General features: G+C 52.7%; 18 protein-coding genes and 5 tRNA genes. 8 read left to right on the forward strand and 15 right to left on the reverse strand.

Going from position 1 to position 20,331, the window contains the following annotated elements; all coding sequences use genetic code 11:
* Position 1: 1 nt before the first annotated feature.
* On the reverse strand, positions 2–151 hold the full coding sequence (locus I6L54_RS18075) for an AcrZ family multidrug efflux pump-associated protein (RefSeq protein ID WP_003023026.1): 150 nt from the start codon (positions 149–151) through the stop codon (positions 2–4).
* A 130-nt stretch (positions 152–281) separates the two neighbouring features.
* Between I6L54_RS18075 and modE the strand changes: the two genes are divergently transcribed.
* The 7 genes from modE (at position 282) to gpmA (ending at position 8,060) form a co-directional block, all read left to right on the forward strand.
* Positions 282–1,070 carry a molybdenum-dependent transcriptional regulator gene (modE, locus tag I6L54_RS18080; RefSeq protein WP_040232496.1) on the forward strand — a complete coding sequence of 263 codons (789 nt, stop codon included), beginning with the start codon at positions 282–284 and terminating at the stop codon, positions 1,068–1,070.
* 66 nt (positions 1,071–1,136) lie between these two features.
* Positions 1,137–2,609 carry a molybdate ABC transporter ATP-binding protein ModF gene (gene modF / locus I6L54_RS18085; RefSeq protein ID WP_005125422.1) on the forward strand — a complete coding sequence of 491 codons (1,473 nt, stop codon included), beginning with the start codon at positions 1,137–1,139 and terminating at the stop codon, positions 2,607–2,609.
* 219 nt (positions 2,610–2,828) lie between these two features.
* Complete coding sequence (galE, locus tag I6L54_RS18090; RefSeq protein WP_040232497.1) at positions 2,829–3,845, forward strand: UDP-glucose 4-epimerase GalE; 1,017 nt, start codon at positions 2,829–2,831, stop codon at positions 3,843–3,845.
* Positions 3,846–3,854: 9 nt separating this feature from the next.
* The gene (gene galT, locus I6L54_RS18095) at positions 3,855–4,901 is read left to right on the forward strand and encodes a galactose-1-phosphate uridylyltransferase (RefSeq protein WP_005125424.1); all 1,047 of its coding nucleotides are present in this window, start codon (positions 3,855–3,857) and stop codon (positions 4,899–4,901) included.
* Between the two features lie 3 nt (positions 4,902–4,904).
* Complete coding sequence (gene galK, locus I6L54_RS18100; protein WP_040232498.1) at positions 4,905–6,053, forward strand: galactokinase; 1,149 nt, start codon at positions 4,905–4,907, stop codon at positions 6,051–6,053.
* A complete protein-coding gene (gene galM / locus I6L54_RS18105; protein ID WP_040232501.1) occupies positions 6,047–7,087 on the forward strand; it encodes a galactose-1-epimerase in 1,041 nt (346 codons plus the stop codon). The genes galK and galM overlap by 7 nt, the downstream gene beginning before the upstream one ends.
* 220 nt (positions 7,088–7,307) lie before the next feature.
* The gene (gpmA, locus tag I6L54_RS18110; RefSeq protein ID WP_003022999.1) at positions 7,308–8,060 is read left to right on the forward strand and encodes a 2,3-diphosphoglycerate-dependent phosphoglycerate mutase; all 753 of its coding nucleotides are present in this window, start codon (positions 7,308–7,310) and stop codon (positions 8,058–8,060) included.
* Between the two features lie 57 nt (positions 8,061–8,117).
* Here the strand turns inward: gpmA and I6L54_RS18115 are convergent, their stop codons facing one another.
* Complete coding sequence (locus I6L54_RS18115; protein ID WP_040232502.1) at positions 8,118–10,508, reverse strand: autotransporter outer membrane beta-barrel domain-containing protein; 2,391 nt, start codon at positions 10,506–10,508, stop codon at positions 8,118–8,120.
* Positions 10,509–10,702: 194 nt separating this feature from the next.
* Positions 10,703–11,755 carry a 3-deoxy-7-phosphoheptulonate synthase AroG gene (aroG, locus tag I6L54_RS18120; protein WP_005125429.1) on the reverse strand — a complete coding sequence of 351 codons (1,053 nt, stop codon included), beginning with the start codon at positions 11,753–11,755 and terminating at the stop codon, positions 10,703–10,705.
* A 375-nt stretch (positions 11,756–12,130) separates the two neighbouring features.
* Here aroG and zitB point away from each other — a divergent pair, with 375 nt between their 5' ends.
* Positions 12,131–13,072 (forward strand): CDF family zinc transporter ZitB, encoded by a 942-nt coding sequence (gene zitB, locus I6L54_RS18125; RefSeq protein WP_005125430.1) that lies wholly within the window; start codon positions 12,131–12,133, stop codon positions 13,070–13,072.
* Here zitB and pnuC read toward each other — a convergent pair.
* The 12 genes from pnuC to tolR all read right to left on the reverse strand — a co-directional run bounded on the left by pnuC (position 13,069) and on the right by tolR (position 20,328).
* The gene (gene pnuC, locus I6L54_RS18130) at positions 13,069–13,788 is read right to left on the reverse strand and encodes a nicotinamide riboside transporter PnuC (RefSeq protein ID WP_040232503.1); all 720 of its coding nucleotides are present in this window, start codon (positions 13,786–13,788) and stop codon (positions 13,069–13,071) included. The two genes, zitB and pnuC, sit on opposite strands and share 4 nt — an antisense overlap.
* Before the next feature lie 26 nt (positions 13,789–13,814).
* Positions 13,815–14,858, reverse strand: coding sequence for a quinolinate synthase NadA (nadA, locus tag I6L54_RS18135; protein ID WP_040232507.1), 1,044 nt, complete (start codon positions 14,856–14,858; stop codon positions 13,815–13,817).
* Between the two features lie 281 nt (positions 14,859–15,139).
* Positions 15,140–15,215: transfer RNA gene (locus I6L54_RS18140), tRNA-Lys, on the reverse strand.
* 33 nt (positions 15,216–15,248) lie between these two features.
* Positions 15,249–15,324 (reverse strand) — tRNA-Lys (locus I6L54_RS18145).
* A 45-nt stretch (positions 15,325–15,369) separates the two neighbouring features.
* Positions 15,370–15,445: transfer RNA gene (locus I6L54_RS18150), tRNA-Lys, on the reverse strand.
* Between the two features lie 3 nt (positions 15,446–15,448).
* A tRNA-Val gene (locus I6L54_RS18155) sits at positions 15,449–15,524 on the reverse strand.
* A 36-nt stretch (positions 15,525–15,560) separates the two neighbouring features.
* A tRNA-Lys gene (locus I6L54_RS18160) sits at positions 15,561–15,636 on the reverse strand.
* A gap of 164 nt (positions 15,637–15,800) precedes the next feature.
* On the reverse strand, positions 15,801–16,589 hold the full coding sequence (gene cpoB, locus I6L54_RS18165) for a cell division protein CpoB (RefSeq protein WP_040232509.1): 789 nt from the start codon (positions 16,587–16,589) through the stop codon (positions 15,801–15,803).
* A gap of 9 nt (positions 16,590–16,598) precedes the next feature.
* Positions 16,599–17,117 carry a peptidoglycan-associated lipoprotein Pal gene (gene pal, locus I6L54_RS18170; RefSeq protein ID WP_003022983.1) on the reverse strand — a complete coding sequence of 173 codons (519 nt, stop codon included), beginning with the start codon at positions 17,115–17,117 and terminating at the stop codon, positions 16,599–16,601.
* A 34-nt stretch (positions 17,118–17,151) separates the two neighbouring features.
* Positions 17,152–18,444: a Tol-Pal system beta propeller repeat protein TolB gene (tolB, locus tag I6L54_RS18175; protein ID WP_003022981.1), complete on the reverse strand. Its 1,293-nt coding sequence runs from the start codon at positions 18,442–18,444 to the stop codon at positions 17,152–17,154.
* A 128-nt stretch (positions 18,445–18,572) separates the two neighbouring features.
* Positions 18,573–19,835: a cell envelope integrity protein TolA gene (gene tolA, locus I6L54_RS18180; RefSeq protein ID WP_040232510.1), complete on the reverse strand. Its 1,263-nt coding sequence runs from the start codon at positions 19,833–19,835 to the stop codon at positions 18,573–18,575.
* A 64-nt stretch (positions 19,836–19,899) separates the two neighbouring features.
* Entirely contained in the window at positions 19,900–20,328 is a 429-nt protein-coding gene (gene tolR / locus I6L54_RS18185) for a colicin uptake protein TolR (protein ID WP_005125437.1), read from the reverse strand.
* Between the last annotated feature and the right edge of the window lie 3 nt (positions 20,329–20,331).

A 20,331-nucleotide genomic window follows, 5' to 3' on the forward strand; every position in this document is an offset into this window, starting at 1 on the left:
ATCAATGGTTCTGTCTGGATTGGTCTTTCTGACCGATACCGGAAAAAATGTTGAACACTTCACCCAGTCCGTAAATCAGTCCCAGAATGATGGCCATTACCACAGGTACCATGATTACGGCGAATACCAGACTTTTCAATAACTCTAACATGGTCAACTCCAGATATAGTCCTTAGTTATATTCTAACCACATAACACAGAAAAGCACTCCCCTTTTGTGCGGTCGGCTTTGCTCAGGCGCGGTTTTCCGTCACAATACCCTTTTTTGCCAGGAGCTTGTTATGCAGGCCGAAATCCTACTTACACTGAAACTTCAGCAAAAACTGTTTGCCGATCCCCGCCGCATTTCTCTGCTTAAGCACATTGCGCTTTCCGGCTCCATCAGTCAGGGCGCGAAGGATGCAGGTATCAGTTATAAAAGCGCCTGGGACGCGATTAACGAAATGAACCAGCTTAGTGAGCAGACGCTGGTAGAGCGCGCCACCGGTGGCAAAGGCGGCGGCGGTGCAGTGTTAACCCGCTACGGCCAGCGCCTGATTCAGCTGTACGACCTGCTGGCGCAAATTCAGCAAAAAGCCTTCGATGTTCTCAGCGATGACGATGCGGTTCCACTTAATAGCCTGCTGGCGGCTATCTCTCGTTTTTCACTGCAAACCAGTGCGCGTAACCAATGGTTTGGCACTATCACCGCGCGCGACCACGACCAGGTTCAGCAGCATGTCGACGTCCTGCTGGCTGATGGCGCAACCCGGCTGAAAGTCGCGATTACCGCGCAGAGCGGTGAACGTCTGGGGCTTGATGAAGGCAAAGAAGTCTTGATCCTGTTGAAAGCGCCGTGGGTGGGGATCACCCAGGATGATGCTATCGCTCAGGCCGCCGACAACCAATTGCAAGGCACCATCAGTCATATTGAACGCAGTAGCGAGCAGTGTGAAGTGTTAATGACCTTGCCGGATGGACAGACGCTGTGCGCCACCGTTCCGACTGACGATGCCCTATCGCTGCAAGAAGGCGCGAATGTCACTGCCTATTTCAACGCGGACAGAGTGATTATCGCCACACTATGCTGAGTGATTGACATCGGCCTGAAGAACACGTATCCCTATTATTAATCGCTGCAAATAATGGGATACAAAATGTCATCGTTGCAAATTTCGCAAGGCACGTTTCGTCTTAGCGACACAAAAACGCTCCAGTTAGATGCGTTGACGTTAAACGCGGGTGACTGCTGGGCGTTTGTTGGCTCGAACGGTAGCGGGAAATCCGCGCTGGCTCGTGCGCTGGCGGGAGAATTACCGCTCCTGAAAGGCGAGCGCCGCTGTCAGTTCGCGCGTATAACCCGACTCTCCTTTGAGCAGCTCCAAAAACTGGTCAGCGACGAGTGGCAGCGAAACAACACCGATCTTCTCAGTCCCGGTGAGGACGACACCGGGCGCACCACCGCAGAAATCATTCAGGATGAGGTTCACGACCCCGCCCGCTGCGCTGCGCTGGCACAGCAGTTTGGTATCTCCGCCCTGCTTAGCAGGCGTTTCAAATACCTTTCCACCGGCGAAACGCGGAAAACTCTGCTCTGTCAGGCACTGATGTCTGAACCCGATTTGCTGATCCTTGATGAACCGTTTGACGGACTGGATGTGGCTTCACGTTGCCAGTTGGCAGAGGTGCTCGCGGCGTTACATCAGGCCGGTTTTACGTTAGTGCTGGTGTTAAACCGCTTTGATGAGATCCCCGATTTTGTGCAATTTGCTGGCGTACTCGCCGATTGCACATTGACAGAAACCGGTGAAAAAACAGCTCTTCTGCAACAAGCGTTAATCGCCCAACTTGCCCACAGTGAACGGCTTGATGGTATTACCCTCCCTGAACCGGATGAACCTTCCGTACGCCGCATGTTGTCTGAGAACGAACCGCGGATTATGCTCAACGACGGGGTCGTTTCCTATAACGATCGCCCGATTCTTCATCATCTGAGCTGGCGGGTAAATCCAGGTGAACACTGGCAGATTGTCGGTCCAAACGGGGCGGGAAAATCAACGCTGCTCAGTTTAATCACCGGCGATCATCCGCAGGGCTATAGCAATGATTTGACGCTGTTTGGCCGTCGTCGGGGTAGCGGCGAAACTATCTGGGATATTAAAAAGCACATTGGCTACGTCAGCAGCAGCCTGCATCTGGATTACCGGGTAAGCACCACGGTGCGTAACGTCATTCTCTCAGGCTACTTCGATTCCATCGGTATTTATCAGGCCGTATCAGACAGACAACACAAGCTGGTACAACAGTGGCTGGATATTCTGGGAATGGATAAACGCACTGCAGACGCCCCTTTCCACAGCCTTTCCTGGGGACAGCAGCGCCTGGCGCTGATCGTCCGCGCGTTAGTGAAACACCCTACGCTATTGATCCTTGATGAACCTTTGCAGGGTCTGGACCCGCTAAACCGCCAGTTGATCCGCCGTTTTGTGGATGTTCTGATCGGTGAAGGTGAAACCCAGCTGCTGTTTGTTTCTCACCATGCTGAAGATGCACCCGCCTGCATTACCCACCGACTGGAGTTTGTGCCCGAAGGCGATATCTACACCTATCGGCAATCATCCCTGCGTTAGTTTTCATACCGGGGCGCGCTAATGCGCCCTTTTTTAAACCTGATTTTTCAGACAAAAGCTGCAATCATTAAATAACATAATGATTTAAAATCAAAAAATACAATTCAGGCGTTGAGAATCAGTATGTGTAAACGATTCCACTAATTTATTCCATGTCACACTTTTCACAACTTTGTTATGCTATCTTCATTACATGATATAGGCATAACGGAGCGAATTATGAGAGTATTGGTTACAGGTGGTAGCGGTTACATTGGAAGCCACACTTGTGTGCAGTTGCTTAAGAATGGCCACGACGTCGTGATCCTTGATAACCTCTGCAACAGTAAGCGCAGCGTACTGCCTGTTATTGAGCGTTTAGGTGGAAAACATCCGACCTTCGTCGAAGGTGATATCCGTAACGAAGCGCTGATCACCGAAATCCTGCACGATCACGCCATCGATACGGTCATCCACTTCGCCGGTCTGAAGGCCGTCGGCGAATCCGTTGCTAAACCGCTGGAGTACTATGACAACAACGTCAACGGCACTCTGCGTCTGGTCAATGCGATGCGCGCCGCCAACGTGAAAAACTTCATATTCAGCTCCTCCGCCACCGTCTATGGCGATCAGCCACAAATTCCTTACGTTGAAAGCTTCCCGACCGGCACCCCACAAAGTCCGTACGGCAAAAGTAAGCTGATGGTCGAGCAGATCCTGACCGATCTGCAAAAAGCACAACCTGAGTGGAGCATCGCGTTGCTACGCTATTTCAATCCGGTTGGCGCACATCCGTCAGGAGACATGGGCGAAGATCCGCAAGGCATCCCTAACAATCTGATGCCATACATCGCGCAGGTTGCCGTGGGCCGCCGTGAGTCTCTGGCCATATTTGGTAATGACTACCCGACCGAAGACGGTACCGGCGTTCGCGATTACATCCACGTGATGGATCTTGCCGACGGCCACGTTGTCGCTATGGAAAAACTGGCAGGCAAGCAAGGGGTACATATTTACAACCTTGGCGCTGGCGTTGGTAGCAGCGTACTGGATGTGGTCAACGCCTTCAGCAAAGCCTGCGGTAAGCCAGTGAACTACCATTTTGCTCCGCGCCGCGACGGCGATCTGCCTGCCTACTGGGCTGATGCCAGCAAAGCCGATCGCGAGCTCAACTGGCGCGTGACGCGTACACTGGATGAAATGGCACAAGATACCTGGCACTGGCAATCACGCCATCCACAGGGATATTCGGATTAAGGACACGTTATGACGCAATTCAACCCTGTCGATCATCCACACCGCCGTTTTAATCCGCTCACCGGACAGTGGATCCTCGTTTCGCCACATCGTGCCAAACGCCCCTGGCAGGGGGCGCAGGAAACGCCATCTAAACAGGTACTGCCCGCGCATGATCCGGACTGCTTCCTCTGCGCTGGCAATACGCGCGTTACCGGCGACAAAAACCCGGATTACACCGGGACCTATGTCTTCACCAATGACTTTGCCGCACTGATGTCTGATACCCCGGATGCTCCCGACAGCCACGACCCACTAATGCGTTGCCAGAGCGCACGCGGTACCAGCCGCGTGATCTGCTTCTCGCCCGATCACAGTAAAACGCTGCCAGAACTCAGCGTCCCTGCGCTGACAGAAATTGTACAGACGTGGCAGGAACAGACCGCAGAGTTAGGAAAAACCTATCCCTGGGTGCAGGTATTTGAGAATAAAGGTGCGGCGATGGGATGTTCAAACCCGCACCCACACGGACAAATTTGGGCCAACAGTTTCCTGCCTAACGAAGCCGAACGTGAAGACCGTCTGCAAAAAGCGTACTTTGCCGAGCAGGGCACGCCAATGCTCGTTGATTACGTCCAGCGCGAACTGGCGGACGGCAGCCGTACGGTCGTAGAAACCGAGCACTGGCTGGCGGTTGTGCCTTACTGGGCCGCATGGCCGTTCGAAACGCTACTGCTGCCGAAAACGCATGTGCTGCGTATTACCGATTTGACTGACGAACAGCGTGCCGACCTGGCGCTGGCGTTGAAAAAACTGACCAGTCGCTACGACAACCTGTTCCAGTGCTCATTCCCCTACTCTATGGGCTGGCACGGCGCGCCGTTCAACGGTGAAGAAAACGAACACTGGCAGTTGCACGCGCACTTTTACCCGCCGCTGCTGCGTTCCGCGACCGTGCGTAAATTTATGGTCGGTTATGAAATGCTGGCGGAAACCCAGCGTGACCTGACGGCAGAACAAGCGGCTGAGCGACTGCGTGCGGTCAGCGACATCCATTTTCGCGAATCCGGAGTTTAAATAATGAGTCTGAAAGAAAAAACACAATCTCTGTTTGCAGAAACGTTTGGCTACCCTGCCCCCCATACTATTCAGGCACCGGGTCGCGTAAACCTGATCGGCGAACACACCGATTATAACGACGGCTTCGTTCTGCCCTGCGCCATCGACTATCAAACCGTCATTAGCTGTGCCCCCCGCGACGATCGAAAAGTTCGTGTGATCGCCGCTGATTACGACAATCAGATTGATGAGTTCTCTCTTGATGCGCCGATTATCGCCCACGAAACCCAGCAGTGGTCAAACTACGTGCGCGGCGTGGTGAAGCACCTGCAAAAGCGCAATAACGCCTTTGGCGGTGCGGATCTGGTGATCAGCGGTAACGTCCCGCAGGGCGCGGGTCTAAGCTCTTCCGCCTCACTGGAAGTCGCTGTGGGTACAGTATTCCAGCAGCTCTATCACCTGCCGCTCGACGGCGCGCAGATTGCCCTGAACGGCCAGGAAGCGGAAAACCAGTTTGTCGGCTGTAACTGCGGCATTATGGATCAGCTCATCTCTGCGCTCGGCAAGAAAGATCATGCGCTGCTGATCGACTGCCGTACGCTGGGCACCAAAGCCGTTTCTATGCCTGAGGGCGTGGCGGTGGTGATCATCAACAGCAACTTTAAACGCACGCTGGTTGGCAGCGAGTACAACACCCGCCGCGAACAATGTGAAACCGGCGCGCGTTTCTTCCAGCAGCCAGCGCTGCGTGATGTCAGCCTTGAAGCGTTTAACGCTGTCGCCCTCGAACTGGATCCGATTGTCGCCAAACGCGTCCGCCACGTCATCACAGAAAATACGCGTACCGTTGAAGCCGCGCAGGCGCTGGAGAAAGGCGATCTGCTGCGTATGGGCCAATTGATGGCAGAATCTCACGCCTCAATGCGCGATGACTTTGAAATCACCGTGCCGCAAATTGATACGCTGGTAGAGATTGTCAAAGCGACCATCGGCGATAAAGGCGGTGTACGTATGACCGGCGGCGGCTTCGGCGGCTGCATCGTGGCGCTGATCCCACAAGATTTGGTGCCTGCCGTACAGCAGGCTGTCGCTGAACAGTACGAAGCGAAAACCGGTATCAAGGAAACCTTTTATGTCTGCAAACCTTCACAAGGAGCCGGACAGTGCTAAACGAAATTCCCGTAATGGCGCCCGACGGCCAACCGTTTCGCCTGCTCACCCTGCGTAATGACGCGGGGATGGTAGTCACGCTGATGGACTGGGGCGCGACGCTGCTGTCTGCGCGTATTCCGCTCAGCGATGGTAGCGTGCGCGAAGCATTACTCGGCTGCGCAAGCCCGGAGCAATACCCACAACAAGCTGCATTTTTGGGAGCCTCGATTGGTCGCTACGCTAACCGTATCGCCAACAGCCGTTATACCTTTGCCGGCGAAACCGTCGAATTAATACCCAGTCAGGGCGACAACCAGCTGCACGGTGGGCCGGACGGTTTCGACAAACGTCGCTGGCAGATAGTCAATCAGAATGACCGTCAGGTGCTGTTTGCCTTAACCTCTGACGATGGCGACCAGGGCTTTCCGGGTCACCTCTGCGCCACCGCGCAATATCGCCTGACCGATGATAACCGTATTTCGATTACCTACCGTGCGACAGTGGATATGCCCTGCCCGGTGAATCTGACGAATCACGTTTATTTCAACCTCGACGGCGACAAAACGGATGTGCGCCAGCACAAGCTGCAGATTCTGGCCGATACGTACCTGCCGGTTGATGAAATGGGTATCCCGCATGACGGACTGAAACCCGTGGCGGGCACCTCGTTCGATTTCCGGGCACCTAAACGCATCGACAGCGAATTTCTGGCCGATGACGATCAGCGCAAGGTGAAAGGTTACGATCACGCTTTCTTGTTGCAGACGCAAGGCGATGCCCGCAAACCGGTCGCCATGGTCTGGTCCCAGGATGAAAAACTGCAAATGGAGGTCTACACCTCTGCCCCGGCATTGCAGTTTTATTCCGGGAATTTCCTCGGCGGCACACCATCCCGTGGACCTGAAGCCTACGCCGACTGGCAAGGACTGGCGCTGGAAAGTGAGTTTCTGCCTGACAGCCCAAATCATCCGGAATGGCCGCAGCCAGACTGCTTCCTGCGACCGGGTGAAGAGTATTCCAGCCTGACCGAATACCGGTTTATTCCTGCCTGATAGTTAACCGTGACGAGCCGATACCCGGCTCGTCATTTATTCCCACGCCAGATCCGTTCAAAACCCCACCACTCAAAGACAAAATCGCAACCTTGAATTCACAAGAACCTTACACTGCGCCGCTATTTTCGCTATGGTTATGCGTAAGCATTGCCGCTGGTGCATTACGGCAATATAATGATAATTATTATCATTCAACATGATTTATAGGAGTGAGTGTATGGCTGTAACTAAGCTGGTTCTGGTACGTCACGGTGAAAGTCAGTGGAACAACGAAAACCGCTTTACCGGTTGGTATGATGTTGACCTGTCTGAAAAAGGTGTGGGCGAAGCAAAAGCGGCAGGTAAACTGCTGAAAGAGGAAGGCTACAGCTTCGATTTTGCTTATACCTCTGTGCTGAAACGTGCCATCCACACCCTGTGGAATGTCCTGGACGAACTGGATCAGGCCTGGCTGCCGGTTGAGAAATCCTGGAAACTGAACGAACGTCATTACGGCGCACTGCAGGGGTTGAACAAAGCCGAAACCGCTGAGAAATACGGTGACGAGCAGGTTAAGCAATGGCGTCGTGGCTTTGCGGTAACCCCACCGGAACTGACTAAAGATGACGAGCGCTATCCGGGTCACGATCCACGCTATGCGAAGCTGACCGACAAAGAGTTACCGGTTACCGAAAGCCTGGCGCTGACCATCGATCGCGTTATTCCTTACTGGAATGAAACCATTCTGCCGCGCATGAAAAGCGGTGAGCGTGTGATTATCGCCGCTCACGGTAACTCCCTGCGTGCGCTGGTGAAATACCTGGATAACATGGGCGAAGATGAGATCCTGGAACTGAACATCCCGACGGGTGTCCCGCTGGTGTATGAGTTCGACGAAAACTTCAAGCCGATCAAACATTACTATCTGGGTAACGCTGACGAGATCGCAGCAAAAGCTGCAGCGGTAGCCAACCAGGGTAAAGCGAAGTAATTTCATCAGGCCTACAAGATTGCTTGTAGGCCTGATTACTCTATTTCTTATTCCACTTTACCAGCTGTAACGGACATCCAGGCTACCGTTGAGATCGCCATAATCATTACGTCCCTTTTGCCCTGCAACCTGACCAGTGATGCTCCACTGGCTATTCAGATTCGCCTGAATACCTACTTTCACCTCGGCGCGATCTGCCGGAAGATCCTGCTTCACCTGCGCGCCATCAAACGAAACGGCAACATCATCGCTGGTGTGTAACCAGTTCACCTCCGCAAACGGCTGGATCACCGACGTGGTATTCTTGTGCAACTTGCCATCTACCCGCAGTCCGAGACGCGTGGTCCAACTGTCACCGTTTTGTCCGTCAATACGCGTTCCATTCTGCACAACCGCGTCCGCTTTATATTGCTGCCATGTCACCTGAGCCTGTGGCGTCAGGCTAACAGTATTCAGGTTCTCAAGCCCGATGTCGTACCGATAGCCCGTTTCCAGAGAAACAGCGCTGGCTGTCGAATCATAATCCTTTGACCCCACGTCACCGTTATTTACGCTGTTATTGTAGAGACCATACTGGTACCAGCTATCCACATACAGTCCGCTATGGTCCTTCGCATCCGCAAACCAGGTGGCATAAGCCCCAAGATTGTAACCGGCTACGTTACCACTGGCAGAGAACTGGCTCCCATCCGCCCCTCGGTTACCGGTGCTATCCGTATCGGCATTGATATAACTCACCATCAGCCCTGCTTTCAGGCTCTGCACGCTATCATCCCAGCTCAGTATATCGCCGCCGATCTGGAACTGAGAATAGTTGTTGTCAATATCCACATGATCGTTTGCTGCTGTTGACGACGCATCACCCGCTTTAAAACGCATCCACATACTGCCGTCATCGGTGCGTAACTGGCTGCCTTCGCGGTCATAAAGGGTCTGCATTTGCAGACTACGCGCCATCCACTGGTTGCCGAGATAGGCGCCGATATCGGCGCGATACTGAGGGTCCACAGGGGTGACATTACCACCGTCATCTGGATTAACCGGGGTAACGGTCTGCGAGCGCAAATACCAGTCACCACCGTCCTGATACAAGCGGTACTCATACACTCCGACCTGAACCTGGTTGCCCTGGGTGAAGACGCCGTCAGACTGACCGCCGACATCTATCACCTCGATCCCTTGCGTGGTGAGGGCTCCGTCCCCACCAGTATTAGTAACAAAGACGGTGGTCGTGCCTGCAGTATCGCCGGAAATCAGGAGCTTATCCGTCGGGGAGGCATCATCCCCCAGCTGTGTATTAAGGGAGAGCGTGCCATTATTACCGGTGTAATTGCCGTTAATGGTGAGGGTGTGACCAGTCTCATTGCTCTGGCTGATGGCAATGTTGCCGGCATTCGAGACATCATCATTGATAACGCCGGTACCGCCGAGGGTTGCCCCGGCTGCGACGCTGACGGAGCCGTTAGACGTAGTGACCATTAACTGCGAAGATGAGCCGGAGACACCGGGTGTGCCAATAACGGCAGAATCAGCGAGCCAGAGGGTGCCTTCATCGACAAGCGTGTCACCGGCGTAGGTGCTGTTACCGGTAAGCAGCAACGTACCCTGCCCGGTTTTTTGCAGGGACCCAATGCCCTGAATACTGTTGCTCTCGGTACGGGAGGCTCCCGCGTCGAGGTCATAATCCAGGATCCCACTGTTGGTGATAACACCGGTTAAGGCATTAACGGTGGCGCCGGTTTTAATCAGAGTGGTGCCTTCAAGGATGGCATAATCTGATTCCAGCCAGAGTGAGCCGCCGCTGTTGACGGTGGTGTTGCTGGCGAAACTGGCTATTTTTTTGCCGTCCTCCTCTGTTCTAAGTACCAGCGTCCCCCCCTGATTTACAGTCGATTCTTTAGCGCGACCATAAACGGACTGAATACCCTTGTTGTTGATGGTCGCGCCGGTGGACAACCCAAAAACGGTTTCCGTTCCACCAGCATTGATGACGGAATCCGTTGCGGTTCCGAACACATCGTTTTTTGCTCCCGAATTGATGGTAGTGTGTTCTGCTGTACCATAGACAACCTGTAGGCCTTTTTCGCTCAGCACGGCATTCACGGAGGTGCCATTCTCTTCAACCTCAAGATAGCCTCCCGTTACCTGCGCATCCTGGGACAGACCACCGTCCATGACATACTGCCACCCGCCTTCTATCGTCGTATTGAAGGCGCTGCCGTAAACAAACTGATCCCCGGCATCTATTGTCTCTCCACTAACGGACTCACCGGCCGCAACAGTCGGGGTATAATCCGCCATCGCCGGACCAGAGAGTAACCCCAGCAGCGTGGCGATGCCTGCCGCCCTGGCCTGGTTTTTTATCTGACTGTCACCCTGTGCATGTTCAGAAGCCACGACATACATATTACGCGCGGTATTCCAGACGATGTTAAAATTTTTATTCATAGTCATCCCTTTAATTAATATTAAATTCCTCATGGAATGATAACCCTGGATTTAATATATTTATTACAGGAATGACAAAATTAAGAATATATTTATATTCACCCTAACAATATATTGGCGATATAAATAAATTTATTAATATTAATTAAAAAACCGGCCTGATTCGCCGGTTTTAATAAGGGAGGAAAGTAACTTTAACCGCGACGCGCGTTGACCGCATCCGCCAGCTGGCGCAGCACCGCATCGGTATCTTCCCAGCCAATGCAGGCATCAGTGATGCTTTTGCCGTAGGTCAGCGGCTCACCGCTATCCGGGTTCTGATTACCCTCGACCAGATGGCTTTCGATCATCACGCCAATAATCGCTTTTTCGCCGCCAGCGACTTGTCCGCAAACGTCTTTCGCAACATCCATCTGCTTTTTGAACTGCTTGCTGGAGTTGGCATGGCTAAAGTCGATCATCACTTGCGCAGAGAGCCCTGCTTTAATCAGACCTTCTTTCACGTCGGCAACGTGCTGAGCGCTGTAGTTCGGCTCTTTGCCGCCGCGCAGAATAATATGGCAATCGCCATTACCGCTGGTATTCACGATCGCCGAATGACCCCATTTGGTCACGGACAGGAAGCAGTGTGGCGCTCCTGCGGCGTTGATCGCATCAATCGCGACTTTGATCGTGCCATCGGTACCGTTTTTAAAACCAACCGGGCAAGACAGACCCGATGCCAGCTCGCGGTGTACCTGGGACTCAGTGGTACGCGCACCAATCGCTCCCCAACTCATCAGGTCGGCGAGGTATTGCGGCGTGATCATGTCGAGGAATTCGCCCGCAGCCGGCAATCCGCTGTCGTTGATATCCAGTAGCAATTTACGTGCAATGCGCAGGCCATCGTTGATCTGGAAGCTGTTGTCCATGTGCGGATCGTTGATCAGCCCCTTCCAGCCGACGGTGGTACGCGGTTTTTCAAAATAGACGCGCATGACGATTTCAAGTTCGCCTTTTAACTCTTCGCGCAGCGCCAGCAGGCGAGCGGCGTACTCTTTAGCGGCTGCCGGATCATGAATAGAGCACGGCCCAATCACCACTAACAGGCGATCGTCGCTCCCTTTCAGAATTTTATGAATCGCCTTACGGGCATGAGCCACCGTGTTTGCGGCATTTTCAGTAGCGGGGAATTTTTCCAGCAGTGCGACTGGCGGTAATAACTCGTTGATCTCTTTGATGCGTAAATCGTCGTTCTGATAATTCATGATTATTCCAGCGTTGCCATACTTATATAAATGAATGCAATCCCTCCAATCTATATCTTCAGTCATAAAGTGTAAACGGGGTTTTACAGTACGAACCGTGTTATCCCAGGGTTATGCAAAAAAACGCAAGAATATAGCGAATAATGAGATCAAAACAGCAAATCACAACTGTAATTGCTTATTTCATTATTATTTTCAAAATTCTGTGCTGGCTATCGATACATATCGTGGATTTTTACCCACTGTACTGTAAGGCAACGCCCAATATTTACGTGGCTGATAACGAGAGAATAGAAGCTCTCCTTTTTAATTTTATCCCCCCAAAAACGGTATGATGTCATACAGTAAAGGTGAGAATAACAAAGGGATGGCACAATGGCGCACACACATACTCATACTTCCTCTGAGCAACCCAAAGACAATAACGCCCGCCGACTGATGTTCGCCTTCTGCATTACAGCGGGATTTATGTTGGTCGAAGTGGTGGGCGGAATACTTTCAGGCTCACTGGCGCTGCTGGCCGACGCCGGGCATATGCTTACGGATGCGGCAGCGCTGCTTTTCGCGCTGCTGGCCGTCCAGTTTTCCCGTCGCCCGCCCACAATACGCCACACCTTCGGCTGGCTGAGGCTCACGACGCTGGCTGCATTCGTTAATGCCATCGCATTGGTCGTTATCACCATTTTAATCGTCTGGGAGGCGATTGAGCGCTTCCAGACACCTCGTCCCGTGGCGGGCGGCATGATGATGGTTATTGCTGTTTCGGGTTTACTGGCCAATGTGCTTGCTTTCTGGGTTTTACATCGCGGTAGTGAAGAGAAAAACCTGAACGTCCGCGCTGCAGCGCTGCATGTGATGGGGGATTTACTCGGCTCGGTCGGGGCGATCATCGCTGCGCTGATTATTATCTGGACGGGCTGGACACCTGCGGATCCGATCCTCTCAATTTTGGTTTCCGTACTGGTGCTGCGCAGTGCCTGGAGATTGTTAAAAGATAGCGTCAATGAATTGCTGGAAGGCGCTCCGCTGGCGCTGGATATCGCCGCACTGCAGCGCCATCTCAGCCGGGACATTCCCGAAGTTCGCAATGTGCACCATGTCCACGTCTGGATGGTGGGTGAAAAGCCGGTAATGACACTGCATGTGCAGGTGATCCCACCGCACGATCACGATGCGTTGCTGGAGCGTATTCAGCATTTCCTTATCCATCACTACCAGATTGAACACGCAACGATCCAGATGGAATATCAGCCGTGCAATGGACCGGACTGCCACCTGTATCAGGGCGTGTCCGGCCACTCACATCATCACCATTAATGAGACAGCGCGTGGGAACCTCGCTCACGCGCGCTGTTGATCCACATCCTGCTCCCGTTGAGGGCGATAACCGTCAGGATCATATATTCCAGCGACATGGCATATACGCCTTGCAGAGCAAAGATCACCACGCTGATGACGTTGATGATTACCCACAGCAGCCAGTTTTCAACGTATTTACGTGTCATCAGGATCATCGCCACAATCGACAACACCATCATGCAGGAGTCCCAGAACGGGAAGGCATCGGGTTGCAGTTCAGGCACAGCAACCTGTAATCCCAATGCCTGCATTATGTTGACCGCAATGCGGGTCAGGAACGCAAAAACCGGATCGATATAGACCGACATCAGGCCGATCGCTACCACGCAGGCCGCCAGCCAGCCGATCGCTTTTGGCAACGGCAGCCAGCGAATTTTCAGTTCCGCTTCATGCTGGTTGGTTTGCCGGGACCAGGCATACCAGCCGTAGATGTTGGCGGCAAAGAAAAAAACTTGCAGCAACAGGCTGGCATAAAGCTGGATCTGAAAGAAGATAATCGCAAACAGCGTGACGTTTATCAGACCGAAGACGTAATTGCTGATTTTCTCAAGACTCGCCAGGCCAATACACAACAACCCGGCAATCGTCCCCACGGCTTCGATCCACGACAGATCGTAACCACCCGTGCCAATCGGAATATGTACCAGAATGTTCTGCGTGCTAAAAAAGTCCATCTTTTCCCCCAGAGCAAAAAAATTCATTACGCTCGTAGTGTAGCCGCAAATTCCAACATGCGGTTTAACGGCAACAACGCTCTTTCTCGCAGCGCGTGATCAACATGTATCTCATGCGTCATGCCGCCATGTTCCAGCCCCTCAGCAATCGCCTTGAGGCCGTTCATCGCCATCCACGGGCAATGCGCGCAGCTGCGGCAGGTTGCCCCCTCGCCGGCCGTCGGCGCTTCAAGCAACTCTTTGTCCGGCACAGCCTGCTGCATTTTGTAAAAAATGCCCCGGTCTGTCGCCACGATGAGCTGCTTATGCGGTAACGTTTTTGCCGCGTTGATAAGCTGGCTGGTTGAGCCAACGGCATCGGCCATATCGACTATTGATTGAGGTGATTCAGGGTGCACCAGCACCGCTGCATCAGGGTACAGCGCTTTCATGCGTGTTAAAGCCTGGGTTTTAAATTCGTCATGGACAATACAGGCTCCCTGCCAACAGAGCACGTCTGCGCCGGTCTGTTTTTGCACGTAGTTGCCCAGATGTCTGTCCGGGGCCCAGATTATTTTTTCACCTAAACTATCAAGATGCTCAATAAGTTCAACCGCAATGCTGGACGTCACCACCCAGTCAGCACGGGCTTTAACTGCGGCTGAGGTATTGGCGTAAACCACCACGGTGCGATCCGGATGCGCGTCGCAAAATGCGCTGAACGCGTCGATTGGGCAGCCCAGATCTAATGAACATTCCGCCTGCAGCGTCGGCATCAGGATGGTTTTTTCCGGGCTCAGGATTTTGGCCGTTTCGCCCATAAATCTGACCCCCGCCACCAGCAGCGTAGAGGCTGAATGCTTTGAGCCAAACCGAGCCATCTCCAGAGAATCAGAGATGCAGCCACCGGTCTCTTCAGCCAACTGCTGAATTTCAGGATCGGTGTAATAGTGCGCGACCATAACGGCATCACGCTCTTTCAGCAGGCGCTTGATTTTTTCACGATAAAATTGCTTTTCATCCGCACTCAGCGGCGCTGGCTTCGGCGGAAACGGATAAATTGCTGCTTCTGGATCAAACATCACGCTCATCTTGCTTTCTCGTTTTACTGGCTTAACGAAATAACCGATTAAAAGCGTGACTCACGCCGTATTCGGTTAGATTTGTTTTATATGCTAAACAAGATAGCGGATTGGCGTAAGAAAGTCACAATAATTGCGTGTGATGAATGCCGGATGGCGACTGACGTCTTATCCGGCCTACGTGAATAGTGTCGTCTGTAGGACTGATAAGCGAAGCGCATCAGGCAAGCAGGTTCGAATCTTATAAATCGCAGATAGCAAAAAAGCGCCTTTAGGGCGCTTTTTTACACTGGTGGGGCGTGCAGGATTCGAACCTGCGACCAATTGATTAAAAGTCAACTGCTCTACCAACTGAGCTAACGCCCCCATATGGGGTTTACTTCTTTATTCTTTCAGAGATGGTGGGTCGTGCAGGATTCGAACCTGCGACCAATTGATTAAAAGTCAACTGCTCTACCAACTGAGCTAACGACCCGCTCGGATGTCACCTGAAAATTTTTACTCGGAACCACCAAAATAGTGGTGGGGCGTGCAGGATTCGAACCTGCGACCAATTGATTAAAAGTCAACTGCTCTACCAACTGAGCTAACGCCCCGAGTGGTGGGTGATGACGGGATCGAACCGCCGACCCCCTCCTTGTAAGGGAGGTGCTCTCCCAGCTGAGCTAATCACCCGATACTACGCTGGATACTACTTACTAACTGAGTTAGTGGTGGGTCGTGCAGGATTCGAACCTGCGACCAATTGATTAAAAGTCAACTGCTCTACCAACTGAGCTAACGACCCACTTTTGCGCTGCTTTTGGTTTGTTTGATATCCCTTGGCAACGGCGGCATATATTACTGATTTCAGATTTTAGCGCAACAAAAATTTCGATGTAAATTACTCAACTGCTTAGGAATCACACGACACGACCAGAAATAACACGATTTCTGGTCGCATGGTGGTCATTACATCGCGCCAAGACGTTTTTGCGCTTGTTTCGCGCCATCAGTACCAGGGTATTTAGTGATAACCTGCTGATAAACGGCTTTCGCTTTTGCTGCGTCACCTTTGTCCTGCATGATGACGCCGACTTTATACATCGCGTCTGCAGCCTTTGGTGATTTTGGGAAGTTTTTAACTACGGATGCAAAATAGAACGCTGCATCATCTTTTTTACCCTTGTTGTAATTCAACTGACCGAGCCAGTAATTCGCATTTGGCAGGTAAGTCGAATCCGGGTACTTTTTGATGAAGTTCTGAAATGCTTCAATCGCGTCATCCTGGCGAGATTTATCCTGCACCAGGGCAATTGCCGCATTGTAATCGGTATTCGCATCGCCAGTTTGCGCCGGAGTGCCTGACGAAGCTGCAGCACCGGCATCGGGTGCCGGGGTTGCCGCCCCACTCTGATCGCCAGCCGCAGACTGCGCCGCAGGCGCACTACCGCTGCCAAGATTATTCATCTGCAGCAATATCTGTTTTTGGCGTTCAACAACCTGATTCAGCTGGTACTGATTTTCCTGAATTTGACCACGCAGGGAATCAATATCGGACTGATTATCGGAGAGTTGTTGCTGGAGTTGGGTTAAAAGCTGACTGTGAGCGTTAGAAATACGCTCGAGTTGAGTGACACGGTCTTCGACCGAGCCTGAGCCGACACTACTGATTGGCGCCTGAGCAAAAGCGGCCCAGGGGGCCGCTATGCCAACCAGTAACGACAGACTCAACAGGTGATGTCTGAAGTTACTGCTCATGCAATTCTCTTAGTAAACCAGTACGGCGCGACGGTTTTTGGCGTAAGCCGCTTCGTCATGACCCAGTACTGCAGGTTTTTCTTTACCGTAAGAAACGATGGAGATCTGGTCCGCAGAAACGCCTTTACCCTGCAGGTACATCTTAACGGCGTTTGCACGACGCTCACCCAGGGAGATGTTGTACTCAGGAGTACCACGTTCGTCCGCATGACCTTCTACGGTGACTTTGTAAGACGGGTTGCTACGCAGGAAGTTAGCGTGCGCATCCAGCATTGCGGCGAAGTCAGAACGGATATCGTACTTATCCAGATCGAAGTAAACGATGTTGTTCTGCTGCAGCTGTTGCATCTGCAGACGCGCTTGCTCTTCGGAAGACATGTTGCCGCTACCGTTTGCATCCATACCAGTGCCGGCACCCAGCATGCCTTCGCTGCCGTCATTGCTGGCGTTCTTGTTAGAAGAACATGCCGCAATAGCCATAACAGGCAGAGCAATCATCAGCCCTTTCAGCACTTTGTTCAGTTGCATTTCAATGATTCCTTTATTAATCAATTATTTATTATCACAGATACGGCGACCAGGCAGGGAATTTAACCTGTCCATCAGTTGCCGGAAGACGCGCTTTGAAACGCCCATCTGTAGAAACCAAATTCAGCACGGATCCCATCCCCTGAGAAGAGCTGTAGATTACCATAGTGCCGTTAGGTGCCAGACTTGGCGTTTCGTCCAGGAACGTTGACGACAGAACTTGTACGCCACCCGCTACCAGATCTTGTTTGGCAATGTGCTGCTGACCATTAGCCGAGCTTACCATTACCATAAACTTACCGTCGCTGCTGACATCAGCATCCTGGTTTTGCGAACCTTCCCAGGTAATACGCTGCGGAGCACCGCCGTTGACGTTAACTTTATACACCTGCGGACGACCGGCCTGGTCAGACGTAAAGGCCAGGTTTTGGCTGTCCGGGAACCAGGTTGGTTCCGTGTTGTTGCTGCGACCATCAGTGACCTGACGGATCTGACCGGAACCGATGTCCATAACGTACAGGTTCAGGCTACCGGTTTTAGACAGGGCAAACGCCAGTTTGCTGCCATCCGGAGAAAACGCAGGTGCACCGTTGTGACGCGGGAACGAAGCAACCTGACGCACTGCGCCGTTGGACAACGTCTGAATAACCAGCGCCGAACGACCACTTTCGAAGGTAACGTAGGCCAGTTTTGAACCGTCCGGAGACCACGCCGGAGACATCAACGGCTGCGGAGAGCGGTGAACGACAAACTGGTTGTAACCATCGTAGTCCGACACACGTAATTCGTACGGGAACTGACCACCGTTTGTCTGAACAACATAAGCGATACGGGTACGGAATGCACCTTTAATACCAGTCAGTTTTTCAAACACTTCGTCACTTGCGGTATGGCCCGCATAACGCAGCCACTGCTTGTTCACTTTATACGTGTTCTGTGCCAGTACGGTACCCGGTGCACCACCGGTATCAACCAGTTGATAAGCAACACTGTAGGAGCCATCTGGATTCGGTGTGACCTGGCCTACCACCACGGCATCAATACCCAGGGCAGACCATGCGGCAGGTTGAACTTCCTGCGCGGTACCCGGCTGCTGCGGCAGGCGAGAACGGTCTAATGGGTTAAATTTACCGCTGTTACGCAGGTCAGCGCCCACGATACCACCGATATCTTCAGGTGCAGCACCCGGCCCTGCCCACTGGAAGGGGACAACACCAATCGGGCGTGCCGAGTCCACCCCTTGGGTGATCTCGATACGTACTTCTGCATGCAGCACCGCTGCCCACAGCATCAGAAAACCAAATGCTACTCGTAATGCCTGCTTCATCATATCTCCCTTATCTGGACGGAACGCCCACGATAATTTAGCAGAATGTTAACAAACTCAAATACACAAAACTACCAGAACTCTGTCTCAACCTTAGACCGTTTCCCCCGATTTCTCAGGGGCCGTTATTACAGTTTAAAGTCCAGTTTGGCATCTTTTACTTTTTCATAAACAGCCTGGCTAGGCGGTTTAGGAATTCTGGCTGTTTTCGCAGCCGTTAGCGCAGCCTGGCACAATGCCGGATCCCCGCCCTCTTCAGTCACATCCAGTAGCAGACCATCAGGCGCTAACTTGATATGTAATACGCAGGATTTCCCTGCATACAAATCGGCGCCATACAGACGGTTCTGAATCGCATTACGAATTTGAGATGCGTAAGCACTGATATCAGCACCAGATGCACCGCCATTTGCACCACTTGTACCACTATCTTTCGCCGGTTGGCCGTTTCCTTTCGCTCCACCACCCGATTTCGGTGCATTCTTACCGGAGCTTAGGTCGCCCAACAAGTCGTCAACGCCAGAGGCTGCTGCAGCTTTTTCGGCCGCAGCCTTTTTCGCAGCAGCGGCTTTATCTGCCGCAGCTTTCTTATCGGCAGCGGCTTTCTCGGCTGCAGCCTTTTTATCTGCCGCAGCTTTTTCAGCAGCAGCTTTCTTGTCAGCGGCGGCTTTTTCAGCCGCAGCGGCTTTCGCGGCGGCGGCTTTTTCTGCTTTCTCAGCGGCAGCTTTTTCAGCCGCAGCTTGTTTAGCGGCTTCAGCCTGCGCTTTCTTCGCTGCGTCTGCGGCGGCCTTGGCAGCCTGCGCCTCAGCTACCTTCTTAGCATCGGCAGCCGCTTTTGCAGCTTCAGCTTCAGCTTCAGCTTTCTTCTGGGCATCAGCAGCGGCTTTCTTCGCGGCATCTGCCGCTTGTTTCGCCTGAGCATCTGCTTTGGCTTTCGCGTCTGCAGCAGCCTTCGCCGCAGCCTCTTCAGCCTGCTTTTGTTGCTCCTGCGCTTTCGCCGCAGCGGCTTCAGCCTGTTTCTGCTGTTCCGCCTGCTCGCGCACTTTTTCCTGCGCCGCTAAACGTTCTTTCTCCAGCTGTTTCAGACGCTCTTGCTCTGCCGCCTGCTTCTCACGAAGCTCCTCGGCCTGCTGCTGCGCCTGTTTCTCACGCTGTTCTTCTGCACGTTTCGCACTTGCCTGCTGTTGCTGCTGCCTGTCGTACTGTTGAACAACAGCACCAGGATCGACCATAACGGCGTCGATGGACGAACCGCCACCGCCGCCGGCTGAAGCATCAATGTGCTCATCGAACGAACTCCAGATCAGCGCTGCAAATAAAATAACATGCAGCACCGCTGAAATAATTATCGCCCTTTTGAGCTTGTCGTTTTGTTCGGTTGCCTTTGACACTCTCGGTTCCCAAAAAACTGTTCGCCTGTTACGCGCTATCTTTCAAGCCAGCAAAACGCCGTCATCAGATTGGCTGCGTCATCAAGCCAACCGATTTTACGCCTGCACTGTGTAACAAGTTCAGCGCTTTAATTATTTCATCATAAGGCACGTCTTTCGCACCACCGATTAAAAATACCGTTTTCGGATTGGTCTGCAGGCGGCTTTTCGCTTCCGCGATAACCTGCTCCGGCGGCAGTTGATCCATCCTGTCTTTCTCAACCACCACGCTGTATTGCCCAACACCGGAAACTTCAATAATGACCGGCGGTTCATCGTTACTGCTGACGGCTTGCGATTCGGTCGCATCCGGCAGGTCGACTTCCACACTCTGCGTAATGATCGGCGCGGTTGCCATAAAGATCAGCAGCAGCACCAGCAGTACGTCGAGCAACGGTACAATATTGATTTCGGACTTAAGTTCGCGACGACCTCGTCCACGCGTTCTGGCCATGGT

It is taken from the genome of Citrobacter pasteurii (assembly GCF_019047765.1).
GTDB classification, from domain to species: Bacteria; Pseudomonadota; Gammaproteobacteria; order Enterobacterales; family Enterobacteriaceae; genus Citrobacter; species Citrobacter pasteurii.

Coding starts and splice junctions, on each gene's coding strand:
- I6L54_RS18115 (WP_040232502.1), bottom strand. CDS start 10,508: ATGAATAAAAATTTTAACATCGTCTGGAATACCGCGCGTAATATGTAT.
- tolR (WP_005125437.1), bottom strand. CDS start 20,328: ATGGCCAGAACGCGTGGACGAGGTCGTCGCGAACTTAAGTCCGAAATC.
- modF (WP_005125422.1), top strand. CDS start 1,137: ATGTCATCGTTGCAAATTTCGCAAGGCACGTTTCGTCTTAGCGACACA.
- galE (WP_040232497.1), top strand. CDS start 2,829: ATGAGAGTATTGGTTACAGGTGGTAGCGGTTACATTGGAAGCCACACT.
- pal (WP_003022983.1), bottom strand. CDS start 17,117: ATGCAACTGAACAAAGTGCTGAAAGGGCTGATGATTGCTCTGCCTGTT.
- I6L54_RS18075 (WP_003023026.1), bottom strand. CDS start 151: ATGTTAGAGTTATTGAAAAGTCTGGTATTCGCCGTAATCATGGTACCT.
- galT (WP_005125424.1), top strand. CDS start 3,855: ATGACGCAATTCAACCCTGTCGATCATCCACACCGCCGTTTTAATCCG.
- aroG (WP_005125429.1), bottom strand. CDS start 11,755: ATGAATTATCAGAACGACGATTTACGCATCAAAGAGATCAACGAGTTA.
- galK (WP_040232498.1), top strand. CDS start 4,905: ATGAGTCTGAAAGAAAAAACACAATCTCTGTTTGCAGAAACGTTTGGC.
- pnuC (WP_040232503.1), bottom strand. CDS start 13,788: ATGGACTTTTTTAGCACGCAGAACATTCTGGTACATATTCCGATTGGC.
- modE (WP_040232496.1), top strand. CDS start 282: ATGCAGGCCGAAATCCTACTTACACTGAAACTTCAGCAAAAACTGTTT.
- nadA (WP_040232507.1), bottom strand. CDS start 14,858: ATGAGCGTGATGTTTGATCCAGAAGCAGCAATTTATCCGTTTCCGCCG.
- zitB (WP_005125430.1), top strand. CDS start 12,131: ATGGCGCACACACATACTCATACTTCCTCTGAGCAACCCAAAGACAAT.
- gpmA (WP_003022999.1), top strand. CDS start 7,308: ATGGCTGTAACTAAGCTGGTTCTGGTACGTCACGGTGAAAGTCAGTGG.
- cpoB (WP_040232509.1), bottom strand. CDS start 16,589: ATGAGCAGTAACTTCAGACATCACCTGTTGAGTCTGTCGTTACTGGTT.
- tolB (WP_003022981.1), bottom strand. CDS start 18,444: ATGAAGCAGGCATTACGAGTAGCATTTGGTTTTCTGATGCTGTGGGCA.